Raw genomic sequence first — 15,917 nt, forward strand, 5'->3', positions numbered from 1 at the left:
CGCAGGCCAGCGGCCGTGATGTTCTTATTTTGTTCTTTTGGTTCCGATTACGTTTCGAGGTGATCATGCACGATGTCTTTGCCGAGGGCGGCCCGATCAAGCTGTTCATTCACGACGATAGCGAGACACCGATAGAATTCATGCGCGACCTGCTGCGCACGGTATTCGGCAAGTCCCGGAAAGAGGCGGTTGCCGCCACCGCACGGATCGAGACCCTGAACGGAATCGCCTGCGGCCCCTATCCAGCGGCCGTGGCCCAGGCGCTGTTGGAGTCCGCCCAGCAGCTGATCCGCAGCAATGGTCATTCGTTGCTGATCACGAGCACAGCTGCCGATGCGGCCCGGCCGTGTGACCTCTGTGGCGCGCTGGATCCTGTGACGGACGTTTTTCTCAGTCGCAAGACGGTCTGCCTGTGCAGCAACTGCCTGCTCGCCGCCAGGGCCAGTTCGGAAAAGCTGCCGGGCGAGGAGTTCCGATATGCCTTCATAGCACTCGATTGGCATTTTGCGGGAGTGCCACGCAACCAGATCCTGACCCGGTCGCGGCAATTTCCCGGTCACATGCGTGCCGATGTTCAGATCGCGATCGACCGGCTGTTCGATACGCCGCTCCATTTCTTCGGCCTCCATGAGGAGCATCGCTACGAGACCCTCGCTTTCGCCGCGCTGATGGAAAACAGCCGCAACGCTCCGGCGATCGCGCCGCCGCAATATCACGACGTCGACGTCGGCGAGTCCGAGCCGGTGAAATGCCTCACCAATGGCTTGTGGCTGTGCCAGACCGAAGAGCTGCGCTACGCGGTGCTGCTCAGCTACCATCGAGATTATCGGAGCGAGCCGGGCTTGCGGATCGAGCTCGCGGTGCCCGCAGGCATCGCCGGAAACGCCTTGGTGCAACGGACCTTTGCCGAGCTGGAAGCGGCCGTGCATGCGGCACGATCCTATCGCGGCAAGATTCTGTCGCTGGAAGATGCCGCCGACTATCGCGGCCGCGCCCGCGGCGTCACCGTGCATCGGCTGCCGACGGTTGCGCGCGATGACGTGATCCTGCCGGAGCGGACGCTGCGGCTGCTCGACCGCAACGTGCTCGACTTCGTCGAAAGCCGCGATCTGCTGCGCAAGCTCGGGCAGTCGACCCGCAAGGGCATCCTGCTGTACGGCCCGCCCGGCACCGGCAAGACCCACACCATCCGCTATCTCGCCACCAACCTGCCAAACCACACCACGCTGATCATCACCGCCGAACAGGTCGGCCTGCTCGGCGCCTATATGAATCTCGCCCGCCTATTGCAGCCGACCATGGTCGTGATCGAGGATGTCGACCTGATCGCACGCGACCGGGAGGACATGGGCGGGCCGTGCGAGGAATCCCTGCTCAACAAGCTGCTCAACGAGATGGACGGCCTGAAGGAGGATTGCGACATCCTGTTCCTGCTGACCACCAACCGCCCCGAAGAGCTCGAGAGTGCGCTGGCCGGCCGGCCCGGCCGCATCGACCAGGCGATTGAGGTGCCGCTGCCTGACGAGATTGGACGCGGCAAGCTGATCAGACTCTATGGCAAGGGCCTGCCGCTCGAACAACCCGTCATCGACGAGGCCGTGCGACGCACCGAAGGCGTCAGCGCCGCCTTCATCAAGGAGCTGATGCGCCGTCTCGCCCAGGCCAGCATCGTCCGCGATGGCGGCGGAGAGGTCACCACCTCCGACCTCGACGGCGCGGTCAGTGAAATGTTGTTCGACGGCGGGCAGCTGAATGCCAAGCTGCTCGGCGGCGCGCAGGGGATGAGCGCGGGGTGACTGGCCGAGAGGCTCGGCTGGTCGTCAGCGGTGCGTCGTTTGCGGCAGCAGCAGGTCCCGCTCCTCCCGTGCGACGCGCGCGAGCTCGTCGGCCATCCGCGTCAGCACGCCCTCCCAGGCCTGCGGTCTGTCCTGGCGAAACAGCCGCATGGTCGGATACCAGGGCGTGTCGGCGCGATCGCGCAGCCAGCGCCAGTCGAGCGCATAGGGACACAGCATCCAGACCGGGCGGCCCAGCGCGCCGGCAAGATGCGCCACCGAGGTGTCGACGGCGATGACGAGATCGAGCGCGCAGACGGCCGCGGCGGTGTCCGCGAAATCGCCGAGCATCGGTGCGAGGTCGACGATATCGGCACCAAGGCCGCGCAGCACCGGAGCGTCGTCCGGCCGCGGCTCCTTCTGCAGGCTGTAGAGCTGCACGCCTGGTTTGACCAGCCGCGGCAGCACGGCATCGGCCGGCAGCGAGCGCTGGTGGTCGCCCTTGTGCCTGGCATTGCCGGCCCAGACCACGCCGGCCTTCAGCGCGGACACACCGGCGAGCGCCTCGCGCCAGCGTGCGAGCTTGGTGGCGTCCGCCTGCAGATAGGAGACCGCCGATGGAATAGTCTCGACGGTGGTGCGGAAAATCCTCGGCAGGCTCAGCAGCGGCAGTTGCAGGTCGAACGGCGGCAAGGGCTCGCCGCGGGCGAACACCGCGACATCGGGCAGCATCGGCCGCAGCAGCGAGACCAGCGCCGGCTGCACCTGCAGAATGATCCGGCCGCCTCTGCCCGCCAGCATCGGCAGATAGCGGACGAAATTGATGGCGTCGCCGAGCCCGTATTCGGCAAACAAGAGCAGAGTGCGTCCTTCCAGCGACTCACCCTGCCATTCCGGCTCGTCGAACACGGGATCGCCTTCGCTGAGCATCTTGGTCTTGCGGCGCCACTGATACTCCTCAAAACCCTCCTCGAACTCGCCGTTCATCAGGAGGAAATGCGCGTGGTTGTAATGCGCCAGCGGCTGCTCGGGATCGAGCGCGATAGCGCGGCGCGAGGCCACCAGCGCCGCATCGATCTCGCCGGCATTGCGCAGCGCGACCGCAAGATTGGCGTGGCCCTTGGCGTAATCGGGTTCGAGCGCGATGGCCCGCCGATGCGCCGCGACCGCCGCCTCAACCAGGTTCTGCGCCTCGAAGATGATCCCAAGATTGGTGTGCGCGGCGGCATAGTCCGGCTTGAGTGCCAGCGCCAGTTCGGCGCAGGCGATGGCGTCGTCGACCTGTCCGAGCTCGAACAGGCAGGCGCCGAGATTGTTGAGGATGACGTGATCGGACGGATCGCGAGCCGAGATATGCCGATAGATGCGGACCGCCTCCTCGCGCTCGCCCAGCTCGTGCAGCACCATGGCCAGCAGGCGTCGCGGCGCGAAATTGTCGGGTTCGAGCGCGATCGCGCGACGATAATGCACGACTGCCTCCTCCAGCCGGCCCTGGCGGTAGAGCGCCGCGCCAAGGCCGCTCTGCAGCCCCGGATGGTCCGGCTCCGCGGCAAGCCCGCGGCGATAGGCCGTGACGGCAGCATCGTGCTTCTTCTGATCGGTCAACGCGTTGCCGAGGTTGAGCCATACCCCGCGATAGGCCGGATCGCGCGCGATCACCTCGCGATAGGCCTGCTCCGCCTCGACCGGGCGCTGCTGCCCGGCCAGCGCAACGGCGAGGTTGAACCGCGCCCGCGTCAGGCCGCCATCGAGTGCGATCGCGCGGCGAAACGTCGCCTCGGCCTCGTCGAAGCGCGACAGCTCGCACAGCGCAACGCCGAGCTTGATGTGCAGGCCGGCATCCTTCGGCCGCAATGTGATGCCGCGCTGGAACGCCGCCACCGCGCCCTCGTGCTCGCCCTTCACGGCGAGCGCATCACCGAGCGTGGCGAACGCCGGTCCGTGATGCGGATCGAGGCTGAACACCCGGTTCAGCAGCACCGCGCCTTCGGCGGCGCGATCGGTCACGAAGGCGATGACGGCGGACAGATGCAGCGCCGGAACATGGTCGGGATCGGCGGTGAGGATGTCGCCGCACAGCGTGCCGGCCTCCGTCGCGCGGCCCGCGCCATAATGCGCCACCGCATCCAGCAACATCCGATCAACAGCCACACTGCCCACGATACCGCCCCCGCCTCTCAAGACCCCGATGGGGATTAAACGGGCGGCGTAGCGAATTCCGGCACGCGAATCCGGATTGCGCTCTTACCTCCCCTTGAAAAGGGGAGGTCGCTTTGCTCGCAGAGCAAAGCGGGTGGGATCAGCTGTCTCCGCGAACAGCGGTGCCTGTGGCTGGACCCCCATCCCGACCTTCCCCCTTTCAGGGGGAAGGAGAAGAGATCAGGGCCTGCACCTCTTGACGCTCACTCCATCATGTAACATATGACGTTACATGATACGTGATAGCCGTCTATCCGGTGTCCTGCACGGCCTGCTCCACATGATCGGAGCGGGCGAACCGGTCACGTCGGAGCAACTTGCACGGGCGATGGCCACCAACCCGGTGGTCGTGCGCCGCGTGATGGCGGGCCTGCGCGAGCAAGGCCTGGTCCGCTCCGAGAAGGGCCATGGCGGCGGCTGGACGCTCGCGCGCGACCCCGCCGACATCACGCTCGCCGACATCTATCGCGCGATCGGCGCGCCCACGATCGTCGCGATGGGCCATCGCTCGGAAAATCCCGGCTGCCTGGTCGAACAGGCCGTCAACGACGCGCTGTCAGGCACGTTTCGCGAGGTCGAGGCGATCTTCCTGAAGCGGCTCGGCGCGGTGACGCTCGACGCGCTCGCGAAGGATTTCAAGCGCCGGCTTGCCAAACACAAACAAAGCCTCGAGGATCAGATTCATGCAGCAAAGTGAGCAGGCGAAACCGCTTCCGTTCAACGACCCCGCGCACTGGGACAAGATGGTCGCCACCTACGAGGCGCAGTCGCAGCCGTTCACGACACACTTCGCCGAGGCCGCGGTCGCGATGCTCCCGATCGGCCCTTCATCGAAGGTGCTCGACGTCGCCACCGGCACGGGGGCCGCGGCGCTTGCGGCCGCGCGCAGGGGCGCCGACGTCACCGCGATCGACTTCTCGGCCGGCATGGTGGCACGGGTCCGCGCACATGATGTGGCGAATATCGCGGCGCGACAGATGGACGGTCAGGCGCTCGACTTGCCGGATGCGGCCTTCGACGCAACGGTGTCGGTGTTCGGCGTGATGCTGTTTCCGGACTGGCACGCCGGACTGCGCGAGATGGCGCGGGTGACGCGCCCTGGCGGATCGGCGGCGATTGCGGTCTGGAAGAGCGCCGACGGCGCCGCCGTGCATCTCTTGCTCTCACAGATCATCCGGCGGCTCTACCCCAATAACGTCACGCCGATGCCGTGCACGGGCCTCGCCGAACTCGCCGATGCCGGCCGCCTCAGTGCGGCGATCGTCGCGGCCGGCTTCCGCGATCCTGTCGTCGCCGAGATCACCCACGACTTCAAGCTCCATGTCGCCAATCCCGCCGACGTCGACAAACTGTTCGAGTTCATGCCGCATTGGAGCGGGCTCGACGCAGAGCAGAGCGCCGCCGTCGCGCGCGCCTTCCGGAGCGCGATCGAGCGCGGGCGGGTCGGAGACACCTTCGCGATTCCCTCGACCGCACTGATCGCGACGGCGCGGCGGCGCCAGCGCCACGCCTAGCAATCGCCGCAGATCAATTGCGGATCAGAGCACGCTAGTGCTTGTCGTCGTCCTTGTCTCCGTCACTCGGTGGCTGCAAGCCGGGGCTGTTGGCCCAGCGGTCGAGGTCCTCGATGACCCGCCGGTGGCTCGGCCGCAGCGACGGCGGACCGCCGGGCTCTTGCGACAATTTTCGGGGCAGCTTGACCTGTTCTGGCATTGCGAGGCTCCAGAGCTGGGCGGTGTGCGGGCCATTCGCGGCGACCGTTACGCAATGCGCGGATCGCCGGCCGCAACGAAGGCGCGAAGATTATTTGTGATCTGACGGCTTCGCCGGTGCTGCGACCGGCTGCACCGGAGCAGCCTGCTCCCACGGCGCCGGCAGGATGACCCGCGCTGGCGGCAGGGTCTGCGCGGCACGCTGTACACCGGAATTCACATGCGCCGGCTGCGGCTGGTCGCCGGCGTTATCGGCGCGCGCGACGGCGATGGAGATGCCCAGCGCCAATACCGCGAGGCCGAGTCCCGCGCCGATCGAGGCGGCAACGACGCCGGTCCGCGGCCTGTTCAGGATGGCAGGATGAGATGAGGTCATCGCAACTGCTCCTCACGCAATACACATGGTTCGGAGCCGTGCGGGACGCGTGCGCCGCGCACGGCTCAAGGCGGTGATCAGGTCTTGATGTCGGCCGGCAGCTTGCCACCATTGGCGGCGAGCTTGGCCATCACCTGCTGATGCAGCCAGACATTCATGGTGGCGGTGTTGTTGGTATCGCCGGTGTAGTGCAGCTCATTGGCGAGCTCCTTGCGCGCAGCAAGGCTGCTGTCGAGGCCGAGCGCCTTCATCAGGTCGACGATCGAGGTGCGCCAGTCGAGCTTCTCGCCGGTGGCAGCCGCCGCCTTGTCGACGATCGCCGCGACGTCGACCGTCTGCGCCGCGGATGTGCCGGGTGCCGGCGATGCAGACGTTGACGTCGATGCCGGTGCGGCGCCGGGTGCAGCCGTCGCTGTGGTCTCAGCGGTTTTGCCGTCAGGTGTCTTGGCCTGGGCGCCGTGGCCGAAGATTGCACCCATGATGCTTCCAAAAATGCTCATGATCTCTCACTCCGTGCGCCCGGGACACCGTTGGGTCCCGTGACTGGTTCCAGTGACGGGTGGACGATAGGCAGGCCATTGGCCGAGCGGAAGATGACCATCGTCACTATCGGAGTGTGGGACGGCGTGGTGCAGTTGGAGAGAGAATCGTGCGGTCCTGCACCGCACGTCGCGCGCGTTTCATCGTACGCCCCACGTGCGATGAAGTCAGCCGTCCCGGCCCGATTCGCCAGCCCCGAGAAGTCGGGGCGGCTGACACAAACGTGTGCGGAGTTATGTGAACTAGAGCGTTTTCGAGCGAAGTGGACACCGGTTCGCGTGAAGAAAACGCGTCAAAACAAGAATCTGGAGCTTCGGCTCTGATTCAATCAGAACCGAAAATGCTCTAGAGCTGACGGCGGCGAATGGTCTGGGCCAGCTCGACGAAGCTTTCGGCGATGCCGACGCCGGTCTTGGCGCTGACCGGTTTGACACTCGACTTGGCGAGCTCGGCAATCGCGCCGGCGCTGCCGGCAGCTTCCGGCAGGTCGATCTTGTTGAGCAGCGCCCGGTAGGGCCGGCCCGGGAAGCGCTCCTCAAAACCGCGGACCAGCTCGACCATGCGGGTCACCGTCTGCGGCCGCGTGACATCGGACACGATGATGGCAGCGGATGCACCGGTGACATAGACGGTATCGAAAATCTGCGTACCGAAATCGCCGTCGGTGTCCCACAGCACGAGGCGCATCGGGTCGCTGCCATCCGCCGGCACCACGTCATGGCTCAGGATCTCGACGCCCAGCGTCGATTTGTACTGGCCCTCGAACCGGTTGTAGATCAGCCGATAGAGGATCGAGGTCTTGCCGACCCCCATATCGCCGAGCAGCATGACTTTTGCGGTGAGCATCAGCGGGCCACTTCGCCTCGGTAGACCGTCTCGAACGCCACGCGGCGGTTGCCGCCGGCGGTGGCGTCGAGCCGGTCGGTGATCGGCATCGTCGCGGCGCGCGACACCAAGATCAGCCGCGACGGATCGACCCCGAGCGCGGTCAGCTTGCGCTGCACCTGCTCCGCCCGCTTGCGCCCCAGCGTCTTGTTGGTGCCTTCGGTGCCGCTCTGATCGGCGTAGCCGACGATCCGCAGCCTGAGATCATTGTTCGTCAGCAGCCCGGCGAGCTCGTGCACCTGCTGCTCGGCCTGGTCGTTGTCGAGGAATTCGTCTGAATTGTTGACGAAGAAGATCGCGGTCGTGGCGATGAAGCGGTCGAGCCGCGCCGCCGGACCGTCGGCGACGGATTGCAGCTTCGCATATTGCTCGCTCAACTTCGCGTATTGCACGCCGAGCTTGTCATATTCCGCGGCCAGCGCGGCATATTTCTGGTCGCCCGACTTCGCCTGCGCGCCCATCGCCTCGCGCATCTGGTCGAGGCTCGCCTGCAGGCGCGTCAGGCTCTGCTGCAGGCCTGCAATGCCGGCCTGCGATGCCGCCGCCTGCTCCGGCGTGGACACCAGTCCGATGCGGTCGACCACCTTGTAGGGAGCCGCGGCCGCAGCGAGCGCGTCGATCAACGGCGCCGTCTCCAACTGGCTCGGCTCGATGCCCGAGACGGCCATGCTTCGGCTGCCGTGATCGAAGTCGAGCCGCAGCGGGAAGGTGGCCAGCAACGGCTGCTTCGCGGCAAGCTGCTCCAGCGCGGCATGGGTCCGCCGTTCCAGCAGGGCGCGCGTCACCGAGGTCGCGGCAAAATAGAGCAATAGCGCGGCCACAGCGGCGAGCACGGCAAACAGGATCACCTTGCCGCGCCGGCTCGCGATCCGCCGCGGCGTGTCGTCGGTCTCGATCGCGGTTGCGAGCGAGGCGAGCATCGGCGCATCGCAATCCGCGCCGCGGTCGATGCGCTCGATCGCATCGAAGAACAGCGAATTGATCCTGGCGTTGTCGGCGGGGCGCAGCGGCCCCAGGCACTCCGCCGCCAGGATGAAGCGGGGCGATGCGCGCAGCGCGAGCTGCCGTCCGCCGAAATCGAGCGTTTGCAGATTGCCTTCGCCGGCCAGGGCCTGCACGGAGAATTCGAGGATCGCCGCAACCATGGCGCTGAGCAGGTCGGCGCGCTCGTCGACGGTCGCCTCGCGCTTCCAGTCGGCGACCAGGCGGCCATTGCCGCGTTCGATGATCAGCAGCCGGTTGATCTGCGGCGGACTGTCGGCGAGCACGAACTCGCTGATCGGACGTCCCGTCACCAGCGACTTGACCCGCCCGACCCACAATTGCGCCGAGGTCAGCGCATTGATGCGCTGCTCGAGCGAGGCAACCAGTTCCCGGAACGCGTTCGCAACCGCGGCGCTGACCAGCCGGCCGACGATCGGATAGAGCGCCTCGATCATCTGCTCGCGCGAATTCTTGATCTCGCTGCGGATCGCGGAGACCACGACCGGCGCAATCGCGGTGGCGAGCTCGCGCGGCCGGTTGACTTCGGCGCGCTCCAGCGCCTCAACCAGAATGCCGGCGGTGGCCGTCTCCAGGCGATCGGCGTTGCCGACATAGCGCTGCAGCGAGTCGAGGTCGGCCTCCAGCGACGTCAGACGCGTCGCTTCGGGCTGAAACAGCAATGTCTTGAGCTGCTCGATCTCGCGGTTCTGGCCGGCAGCAGCTGCCATGCTATTTGCCCGTGCGGCCGGATCCCAATCCGCTGATCGCAGCGCCGAGCTGGGTGATGGCCGCACCGACATCCTTCAGCGAGTCGAGGCGCTTCTGCTCGGTATCGCGTTCGAGGTCGGAGAGCCGCGCCTGCAGCGCGGTGAGCTCGTTGGTGAAGTCCGCCTGCATCTGCTTCAGCGATGCCTGCATCTCCTCGCGCAGACCCGAGAGGTTGGTCTCAATCGAGCGTTGCGCGCCGCCGAACAGGAGATCCCGGACCTGATCGATCGCCGCCATGCCATGCGCCGCGGCATCCGCGCCGTTGCCGGCCGCCGCGTTTGCCAGTCCATCCGTATCCTTGGTCTGGCGCTCGATACCCTTCATGGTCATTCCCTGTTTAGTCAAAGCCGCGCAATCCGGACCTGCCGTGTCAAAAAGCAAATCCGAAACAAACCTATAGCCAATTTTGTCGGCGCGGCCCAGAGAAACGCGAGCAATCTCAGCCGGGTCAACCGCGTGGTGTGCGATTGGGAGCAATTATTTCTAGTAAGTTATTGCCTTTATTGCCAGTTCCGTACGGTTCTTGACCTGGCATTTCTCCAGGATGGTGCTGACATAGTTCTTCACCGTGCCCTCGGCCAAATGCAGCCGTTCACCGATCTCGGTGTTGCTCTTGCCCTCGACGATCAGCGTGAGAATTTCATTCTCCCGCGCCGTCAGCCCGTCGCGAACCGGCAGCTTCGCCGAGACGCGCGGGCCGCGCAGCCGCTTGAACTCGTCGAGGATGCGGGCGGCGACGCTCGGCGAAAGCCCGGACTGGCCGTTGATCACCGCGCGGATGGTCGATGCGATCTCCTCCATCCTGGCGTCCTTCAGGAGATACGCCTTGGCGCCGGCGCTGACCGCCTCGAAGATCAGGTCGTTGGTCTCGAACGTCGTCAGCACGACGATCTGGGTCTGCGGCAGCTCGCGCAGGATCCGCTGGGTCGCCGCGATGCCGTCGACACGCGGCATCTGCAGGTCCATCAGGATGACGTCCGGCCGATAGCGCCGCGCGAATTCGATGGCCTGCTCGCCGTCGGACGCACCGGGAAGGATCTCGAAATCGTCGTTCTGCTGGGCCAGCAGTGTGGCGATGCCTTCCCTGATCAGGGTCTGATCCTCGGCGATCAGCACCCGCACTTTCTCAATTCTGCTCACGGGCTTCAATCATCCTCTCGAAGGTCTTGAATGCGCGGCAACGACATCAATCGGCCAGCAGGCCGGCAGACGCTGCCGGCGGCACCGCCACGGGGAGCGATATCCGGACCAGCGTTCCCTGTCCGGGCGCGCTCTCTACCGCGCAGCTTCCGCCGACGAGTTCAGCAAATTCGGCCATCCCGATCAATCCGAAATGTCCGGGAGTGGGCACCGCGCGATCGAAGCCGCGGCCGTCGTCGCGGATCTCGACAACGAGCTTGCGACCGACCGCGGCCGGCGCTTCGAAGGCGTGAAACGAGACGCGGCGTGCCTTCGCATGGGCCTGAACGTTGCGCAATGCCTCGCTGAGGATGCGTTGTACCGTCAAGCCGCAATCGCGCAAGCCCGGACGCGCCTCTTCGTCGATCTGGATCGACACCCTGACGCCGCTGCGCGCGGCGAAGTCGCTGAGCAGTCCCTCGACATCGGGATCGAGCTTCAAATCGTCGGGCGTGCGCAGGCGATCGATGGCCTCGCGGGCGCGCGAGAGGCCGCTCGCTGCGGCGTCTTCGGCGGTCGCAAGGCTGTCCGCCACGCGCGCCGGGTCGGCCGACAGATAATGCCTGATCAGCCGGATCTGGGTCAGCAGCGCCACGATCGAATGCACCAGCGTATCGTGCAGATCGCGCGCCAGCCGCAGCCGCGTCCGCGCCAGCGAGGCAAAGCGCACTTCCGCGCTCGCCGCCTCGAGCTGCTGCTCCATCAGGCGGCGGGCCCGGCGCTCGCTGCCGAGCAGCGTTTCGACCTGACGTCCCGCGAAGTCCGGCATGGCGATGACGAAGTAATGCGACTGCGTGCCATTCCACAGCACGACCGCCGTCATCGGCTGCGCGATGTCGGGCGAGGCACCGCGGACACCGGCCAGTGCGATCATGTTCCGCTGGCCTGCGGCAAGCGCTGCCAGCTCGGCCTCCATGCCGACCAGCAGCATGCATTCGCAACAATCGACGCCGATCGCGGGAAGCCATTCGACCAGCCGCCCGATCTTCCGCTGCATGCTTCGGTCGGCACCGATGACGGCGAGACCGATGACGTCGGCTCCTGCGGCCGCAAGCAAATCCGCGCTCAAATCGATCATGCGTTGCCCATCAACTCAGCGAGCAGCCCACTCTGGCGTAAGCCGGCAGCGGCCGCAAACGAATATGACTTTCGTCATAACTGATCCTGACTTTCGTCAGATGCCACTGCTGCTCGAAATGAGGTTCTGTCTTACGAATGAGCAACAGCGCAAGCCATGATGTGCCACATGCCGGCGTCCATGGCGATGCCGGCCGGGCGCCGCGCCTCGCGGAAGGTCGCGCCAGTCGGCCGGAGTGTGAGCTGACAATGAAGGCCGCGCCACGGAAATCGTTGGGTATCGAGCTCATGTTGGCGGAAGCGGAAAAGCCTGCACGGCGCCGGCGCCTGAGCGCGACCCAGAAGCTGGCGTTGCAGGAAGCGCTCGCCGGCCGCCTGCAGCTCTACCCGCGCGGATATGCCGCGAGCAAGACCGGGCCGTTCCACTCGCGCCGCGCCATCCTCGGACTGGTGCGCGCCGGCCTGATGAGCCTCAGCGCGACCGCGCGCTATGCGGCGGTGACCCGGCGCGCACGGGACATGTACACGGCGCCGGCGACCAGCGAGAGCGAGTAGCGCGCGTCATCGGGGTCCTGCGCACCTCCGACCGACGCCTAGTCCGGCAGAGGCGCGCCCTAGGCCGCCGTCACGTTGCCGCCAAGCCTCGGATTATCCAAAGGCCTTCTCGAGCTGAGAATTGGCGGCAAGCGCGGATCGTGAAACCGGGTGTAATACGGCTCCACCCAGGCAAGGTCTCCCTGAAACGTCCAGGGGAAAAGCTGCTGCGGAACATTGGTGAGAGCGCCGAAGCTGCGCTCGTCCTGCACCGCGCGAACGACCAGGTCGGCGAGCCGACGGATCGCTCCGTTGTTCTCCGCATAGAGGTCAATCTTCCGGCGGCTGGCGAGCTCGGCGCAGAACGCCAGCGGGATCAGCGCAAAGTTGTGGTAGTGCAGCGCGCGCTCGCCGCGCTTCAACTCGCGTTCCAATTCGCCGTGGGCGCCGATGTCCCTGATGCCCTGGCGCGCCCGGGAAATGCCGGCATCGACCAGATCAGCCCGATCCGTCAGGGTGCCGATCGACATCAGATCGAGCCCGGCCCAATAGACCAGATTGTTGCCGAGGTGGTTGATGCGATCGGAATCGCGGGTTTCCTCGGCAATCCGGATCAGCCACGGCTTGATCTGCTGGAAGCGGTGATCGGCCCTGGTCGACGCGTTGGGGAAGCGCAGCAACGCGAGCGCGAAATCGGTCCCGGCCCAGGAGCGTTCGAAATCGCCCTGATAGTTCGCGCCGATCGTCAGCAGCGCTCCTCCCCTCGCCCAGCCTGCGAGCAAGTCCATGACGCAATCCAGATCGCGTTCATCGGCGGCCTTGTTGACCTGCGCAATGAACGCATGCAGCGGCTTGATGGCTTCCGCGTAACCGCCTGCATCCCGGTAGAAGCCGGGCGGATCGACCGATGTCAGCGCCGGTGGCGCCTCGCATGTCCGGGCCGCTGCCGGCTGCGCGAGGCAAGCAAGGACGATCGATACGCCGATCGCCGCGAAACGAACATCAAACTTCATTCCAAGCAACTCCGCGAGCCACCGCGGGAATGAGACGCCGCGTCGTGAGCGCCGGCGCAGTCATCGACAAACGCGCGAAACATGACAACCAAATCTCATGTGATGCGTACCAGAACCGAGTTCAGGTGCGGTTCAGATTTTGAAGCATCGTCCAGCAATGCTCTGCCGCGCACTGACGATCACGGGAATATGAAGGTAATCTGCGAAGATAATCTTTACAGTTTACCTTCATATATGCCAGGATGATCGGCATGAACAATGCAGCGGCCCGTACCGGATCAGCGCGCACATCGGCGCTCGCTGAGGATCTTCGTTTGTTGATCGGAACGCTGAAGCGCCGGCTGCGCGAGCAGGGCCAGCGTGAGGATCTTCCGCCGTCCCAGGTCGCGGTGCTGCTGCGCCTCGAAAAGGACGGCCCCGCGACCGTGTCCAGCCTGGCGCGGTCGGAAGGGATGCGTCCGCAGTCGATGAGCTCGGCGATATCAGCGCTCGAGGCCGCAGGCCTGGTGCGCGGCGCGCCCGATCCGGACGACGGCCGCCAGACCATCATGTCGCTCACCGATAGCTGCCGCGAGCGGCTGCGCACCGGCCGTGCTGCGCGGCAGGACTGGCTGTCGCGCACCATCGCCGCGCGGCTGTCGGCGCGGGAGCAAGATGAACTCGCCGCCGCCGTCGGCTTGCTGAAACGGCTAGTCGCGGATTGATGCCGGCCGCGCCGCGCCAATAGTGAGAACAGGAAGCGATCATGGCTCTGACGACGCTCGATCCAATCACCGCCCTCATTGTCGTCGATCTGCAATCAGGGCTCGTCGGCGCACCGTTCGTGCATCCGTTCGGAGACGTCGTGGTTCGCGCCCGCGCCCTCATCGATGCGTTTCGACGGCATGGACTGCCGATCGTGCTGGTCAATGTCGACGGCACGGCACCCGGACGAACCGAGCGGCCGCGCCACAGTGGACAATTTCCCGACGGCTGGACCGACTTGATTCCGGAGCTCGATCGGCAGCCGGGCGACATCGTCGTGACCAAGCGGACATGGGGTGCGTTCGCCAGCACCGATCTCGAGAAGCAGCTGCGCGCCCGCGGCGTCACGCAGGTCGTGGTCGCCGGCGTTGCGACCGGCACCGGCGTCGAATCCACGGCACGGCAGGCCTATGAGGCCGGCTTCAACGTCACACTCGCGATCGACGCCATGACCGATGCGCGGCCCAACGCACATGACTACAGCATCGAACAGGTGTTCCCGCGGCTCGGCGAAACCGGCTCGACGCAGGCGATCATCGATCTGCTTGAAAGGACCAACGCGCATGAACTGGCTTGACCTCGTCGCCTACTTTTTCGGCGGCGCCTTCCTCACCAACGCGATCCCCCACGTCGTCGCCGGCATGATGGGCGAACCGTTCCAAAGCCCGTTCGCGAAGCCGCCCGGCGAGGGCCTGTCGTCATCGACCGTCAACATCGTGTGGGGCTTCTTCAACCTCGCCGTCGGATATCTCCTGGTCTGCCGCGTCGGCGACTTCGGCTTGAGAACGACCAGCGACGTCGCAGCGCTCGGTCTCGGCGGCCTCCTGATCGGCCTGTTCCTGGCGCGACGGTTCGGACGGTTTCACGGCGGGAATGAACCGCAGAGACCATGAGACGCGTCTTTCGATCGCTCGCAAGCTTCAACTACCGGGTCTGGGCGGCCGGCGCGCTGATGTCCAACATCGGCACCTGGATGCAGCGCGCCGCCCAGGACTGGCTCGTCCTCACCCAGCTGACGCAGCATAGCGCATCGGCCGTCGGCATCGTGATGGCGCTGCAATTCGGGCCACAGCTATTATTGATGCCGTGGAGCGGCTTTGCCGCCGACCATTTCAACCAGCGCAGGCTGCTGATGGCGACCCAGGCGACGATGGGCGCGCTCGCGCTGGGCCTCGGAATTCTCACCATCACCGGACTGGTGCAGCTCTGGCACGTCTATGTGTTCGCCTTCTTGTTCGGCTGCGCGGCAGCGCTCGACGCGCCGGTACGCCAGACCTTCGTGGCCGAGCTGGTCAGCGATACCAACCTGTCGAACGCGATCGCGCTGAACTCGACCTCGTTCAATGCCGCGCGCATGATCGGCCCGGCCGTCGCTGGCCTGATCATCGCCTCGGTCGGCACCGGCTGGGCCTTCCTGTTCAACGGCGCTTCGTTCCTGGCGGTGCTGACCTCGCTGACCCTGCTACGCACCTCCGAGCTGCGCCCGAACGCGCGGGCGCATCCCACCAAGGGCAGCGTCATGCAGGGCTTCCACTATGTGTGGTCCCGCCCCGATCTCCGGGCGACGCTGATCATGCTGTTCCTGATCGGGACCTTCGGACTGAACTTTCCGATCTTCATCTCCACCATGGCGGTCGGCGTGTTCCACACCGATGCGCGCGGCTTCGGCCTGCTGTCCTCGGTGATGGCGCTCGGCACGATGTCGGGCGCGCTGCTCGCCGCGAGCCGCGACCAGCCGCGGTTCTCTTCGCTGATGCGGGGCTCTGCGATCTTTGGCCTCGGCTGCACGCTCGCCGCCCTGGCGCCGAGCTATTGGCTGTTCGCCGCCGCGCTCGTCGTGATCGGCGTCGCCGCACTGACCGTCGCCAACACCTCGAACGCGCTGATGCAGCTCGCGACCGAGCCAGCGATGCGCGGGCGCGTGATGGCGCTGCGGCTCGGCGTGGCGCTCGGCGGCACGCCGATCGGCGCACCGATCGTCGGCTGGGTCGCCGATCACCTCGGCCCGCGCTGGGCACTCGGGGTCGGCGCCGCCGCCGGCTTTGCCGCCGCACTCGTTGCCCTCGGCATGCTGTCGCGGACAACCGCCGAAGCCGGCCACGGCAGCCTGCCCCCGGCGGAGTGAACCAGG

General features: G+C 66.1%; 18 protein-coding genes. 8 read left to right on the plus strand and 10 right to left on the minus strand.

Annotation, left to right across the window (positions count from 1 at the left end; translation table 11 throughout):
• The first annotated feature begins 65 nt into the window (after positions 1 to 65).
• Complete coding sequence (locus tag AC066Y_RS02365; RefSeq protein ID WP_478272476.1) at positions 66 to 1,796, plus strand: ATP-dependent Clp protease adaptor ClpS; 1,731 nt, start codon at positions 66 to 68, stop codon at positions 1,794 to 1,796.
• A gap of 24 nt (positions 1,797 to 1,820) precedes the next feature.
• Here the strand turns inward: AC066Y_RS02365 and AC066Y_RS02370 are convergent, their stop codons facing one another.
• Positions 1,821 to 3,911 carry a tetratricopeptide repeat protein gene (locus tag AC066Y_RS02370; RefSeq protein WP_478272577.1) on the minus strand — a complete coding sequence of 697 codons (2,091 nt, stop codon included), beginning with the start codon at positions 3,909 to 3,911 and terminating at the stop codon, positions 1,821 to 1,823.
• A 295-nt stretch (positions 3,912 to 4,206) separates the two neighbouring features.
• Here AC066Y_RS02370 and AC066Y_RS02375 point away from each other — a divergent pair, with 295 nt between their 5' ends.
• Both AC066Y_RS02375 and AC066Y_RS02380 read left to right on the plus strand, forming a co-directional pair.
• Positions 4,207 to 4,671 (plus strand): Rrf2 family transcriptional regulator, encoded by a 465-nt coding sequence (locus AC066Y_RS02375; protein WP_478272477.1) that lies wholly within the window; start codon positions 4,207 to 4,209, stop codon positions 4,669 to 4,671.
• Positions 4,658 to 5,488: a class I SAM-dependent methyltransferase gene (locus tag AC066Y_RS02380; protein WP_478272478.1), complete on the plus strand. Its 831-nt coding sequence runs from the start codon at positions 4,658 to 4,660 to the stop codon at positions 5,486 to 5,488. Before AC066Y_RS02375 ends, AC066Y_RS02380 begins: the two co-directional genes overlap by 14 nt.
• A 34-nt stretch (positions 5,489 to 5,522) precedes the next feature.
• Here AC066Y_RS02380 and AC066Y_RS02385 read toward each other — a convergent pair whose 3' ends face one another.
• From AC066Y_RS02385 to AC066Y_RS02420, 8 genes are all read right to left on the minus strand, one after another.
• Positions 5,523 to 5,687: a hypothetical protein gene (locus AC066Y_RS02385; RefSeq protein ID WP_176534052.1), complete on the minus strand. Its 165-nt coding sequence runs from the start codon at positions 5,685 to 5,687 to the stop codon at positions 5,523 to 5,525.
• 90 nt (positions 5,688 to 5,777) lie between these two features.
• Positions 5,778 to 6,062: a hypothetical protein gene (locus tag AC066Y_RS02390; RefSeq protein ID WP_478272479.1), complete on the minus strand. Its 285-nt coding sequence runs from the start codon at positions 6,060 to 6,062 to the stop codon at positions 5,778 to 5,780.
• A 77-nt stretch (positions 6,063 to 6,139) separates the two neighbouring features.
• Positions 6,140 to 6,562, minus strand: a complete 423-nt coding sequence (locus AC066Y_RS02395; RefSeq protein WP_478272480.1) for a DUF3597 domain-containing protein — start codon at positions 6,560 to 6,562, stop codon at positions 6,140 to 6,142.
• A 385-nt stretch (positions 6,563 to 6,947) separates the two neighbouring features.
• Positions 6,948 to 7,448 (minus strand): Rab family GTPase, encoded by a 501-nt coding sequence (locus AC066Y_RS02400; RefSeq protein ID WP_092122751.1) that lies wholly within the window; start codon positions 7,446 to 7,448, stop codon positions 6,948 to 6,950.
• Positions 7,448 to 9,199: an OmpA family protein gene (locus AC066Y_RS02405; RefSeq protein ID WP_478272481.1), complete on the minus strand. Its 1,752-nt coding sequence runs from the start codon at positions 9,197 to 9,199 to the stop codon at positions 7,448 to 7,450. The genes AC066Y_RS02400 and AC066Y_RS02405 overlap by 1 nt, the downstream gene beginning before the upstream one ends.
• A 1-nt stretch (position 9,200) precedes the next feature.
• Positions 9,201 to 9,563, minus strand: coding sequence for a hypothetical protein (locus AC066Y_RS02410; protein WP_224924685.1), 363 nt, complete (start codon positions 9,561 to 9,563; stop codon positions 9,201 to 9,203).
• A 159-nt stretch (positions 9,564 to 9,722) separates the two neighbouring features.
• Positions 9,723 to 10,379, minus strand: coding sequence for a response regulator transcription factor (locus tag AC066Y_RS02415; protein WP_478272482.1), 657 nt, complete (start codon positions 10,377 to 10,379; stop codon positions 9,723 to 9,725).
• Between the two features lie 46 nt (positions 10,380 to 10,425).
• The gene (locus AC066Y_RS02420) at positions 10,426 to 11,496 is read right to left on the minus strand and encodes a sensor histidine kinase (protein WP_478272483.1); all 1,071 of its coding nucleotides are present in this window, start codon (positions 11,494 to 11,496) and stop codon (positions 10,426 to 10,428) included.
• Between the two features lie 248 nt (positions 11,497 to 11,744).
• Between AC066Y_RS02420 and AC066Y_RS02425 the strand changes: the two genes are divergently transcribed.
• Positions 11,745 to 12,050 (plus strand): hypothetical protein, encoded by a 306-nt coding sequence (locus AC066Y_RS02425; protein ID WP_244549755.1) that lies wholly within the window; start codon positions 11,745 to 11,747, stop codon positions 12,048 to 12,050.
• 59 nt (positions 12,051 to 12,109) lie between these two features.
• On the opposite strand, the gene AC066Y_RS02430 is transcribed toward AC066Y_RS02425, so the two are convergent.
• The gene (locus AC066Y_RS02430) at positions 12,110 to 13,042 is read right to left on the minus strand and encodes an alginate lyase family protein (RefSeq protein WP_478272484.1); all 933 of its coding nucleotides are present in this window, start codon (positions 13,040 to 13,042) and stop codon (positions 12,110 to 12,112) included.
• A gap of 251 nt (positions 13,043 to 13,293) precedes the next feature.
• Between AC066Y_RS02430 and AC066Y_RS02435 the strand changes: the two genes are divergently transcribed.
• From AC066Y_RS02435 to AC066Y_RS02450, 4 genes are read left to right on the plus strand one after another with little or no spacing between them, the layout of a single operon-like run.
• Positions 13,294 to 13,746: a MarR family winged helix-turn-helix transcriptional regulator gene (locus AC066Y_RS02435; RefSeq protein WP_478272485.1), complete on the plus strand. Its 453-nt coding sequence runs from the start codon at positions 13,294 to 13,296 to the stop codon at positions 13,744 to 13,746.
• Positions 13,747 to 13,787: 41 nt separating this feature from the next.
• Positions 13,788 to 14,363, plus strand: a complete 576-nt coding sequence (locus AC066Y_RS02440) for an isochorismatase family protein (protein WP_478272486.1) — start codon at positions 13,788 to 13,790, stop codon at positions 14,361 to 14,363.
• Entirely contained in the window at positions 14,350 to 14,679 is a 330-nt protein-coding gene (locus AC066Y_RS02445) for a hypothetical protein (RefSeq protein WP_212316957.1), read from the plus strand. Before AC066Y_RS02440 ends, AC066Y_RS02445 begins: the two co-directional genes overlap by 14 nt.
• Complete coding sequence (locus tag AC066Y_RS02450) at positions 14,676 to 15,911, plus strand: MFS transporter (RefSeq protein WP_478272487.1); 1,236 nt, start codon at positions 14,676 to 14,678, stop codon at positions 15,909 to 15,911. The genes AC066Y_RS02445 and AC066Y_RS02450 overlap by 4 nt, the downstream gene beginning before the upstream one ends.
• Positions 15,912 to 15,917: the final 6 nt, after the last annotated feature.

It is taken from the genome of Bradyrhizobium sp. USDA3010, assembly GCF_056429065.1.

What these genes read in the sequence shown, in the direction of transcription:
- AC066Y_RS02440 (WP_478272486.1), top strand. Translation starts at nt 13,788, where the DNA reads ATGGCTCTGACGACGCTCGATCCAATCACCGCCCTCATTGTCGTCGAT.
- AC066Y_RS02390 (WP_478272479.1), bottom strand. Translation starts at nt 6,062, where the DNA reads ATGACCTCATCTCATCCTGCCATCCTGAACAGGCCGCGGACCGGCGTC.
- AC066Y_RS02380 (WP_478272478.1), top strand. Translation starts at nt 4,658, where the DNA reads ATGCAGCAAAGTGAGCAGGCGAAACCGCTTCCGTTCAACGACCCCGCG.
- AC066Y_RS02405 (WP_478272481.1), bottom strand. Translation starts at nt 9,199, where the DNA reads ATGGCAGCTGCTGCCGGCCAGAACCGCGAGATCGAGCAGCTCAAGACA.
- AC066Y_RS02370 (WP_478272577.1), bottom strand. Translation starts at nt 3,911, where the DNA reads ATGTTGCTGGATGCGGTGGCGCATTATGGCGCGGGCCGCGCGACGGAG.
- AC066Y_RS02410 (WP_224924685.1), bottom strand. Translation starts at nt 9,563, where the DNA reads ATGAAGGGTATCGAGCGCCAGACCAAGGATACGGATGGACTGGCAAAC.
- AC066Y_RS02395 (WP_478272480.1), bottom strand. Translation starts at nt 6,562, where the DNA reads ATGAGCATTTTTGGAAGCATCATGGGTGCAATCTTCGGCCACGGCGCC.
- AC066Y_RS02375 (WP_478272477.1), top strand. Translation starts at nt 4,207, where the DNA reads ATGATACGTGATAGCCGTCTATCCGGTGTCCTGCACGGCCTGCTCCAC.
- AC066Y_RS02435 (WP_478272485.1), top strand. Translation starts at nt 13,294, where the DNA reads ATGAACAATGCAGCGGCCCGTACCGGATCAGCGCGCACATCGGCGCTC.
- AC066Y_RS02450 (WP_478272487.1), top strand. Translation starts at nt 14,676, where the DNA reads ATGAGACGCGTCTTTCGATCGCTCGCAAGCTTCAACTACCGGGTCTGG.
- AC066Y_RS02385 (WP_176534052.1), bottom strand. Translation starts at nt 5,687, where the DNA reads ATGCCAGAACAGGTCAAGCTGCCCCGAAAATTGTCGCAAGAGCCCGGC.
- AC066Y_RS02365 (WP_478272476.1), top strand. Translation starts at nt 66, where the DNA reads ATGCACGATGTCTTTGCCGAGGGCGGCCCGATCAAGCTGTTCATTCAC.
- AC066Y_RS02425 (WP_244549755.1), top strand. Translation starts at nt 11,745, where the DNA reads ATGAAGGCCGCGCCACGGAAATCGTTGGGTATCGAGCTCATGTTGGCG.
- AC066Y_RS02420 (WP_478272483.1), bottom strand. Translation starts at nt 11,496, where the DNA reads ATGATCGATTTGAGCGCGGATTTGCTTGCGGCCGCAGGAGCCGACGTC.
- AC066Y_RS02445 (WP_212316957.1), top strand. Translation starts at nt 14,350, where the DNA reads ATGAACTGGCTTGACCTCGTCGCCTACTTTTTCGGCGGCGCCTTCCTC.
- AC066Y_RS02400 (WP_092122751.1), bottom strand. Translation starts at nt 7,448, where the DNA reads ATGCTCACCGCAAAAGTCATGCTGCTCGGCGATATGGGGGTCGGCAAG.
- AC066Y_RS02430 (WP_478272484.1), bottom strand. Translation starts at nt 13,042, where the DNA reads ATGAAGTTTGATGTTCGTTTCGCGGCGATCGGCGTATCGATCGTCCTT.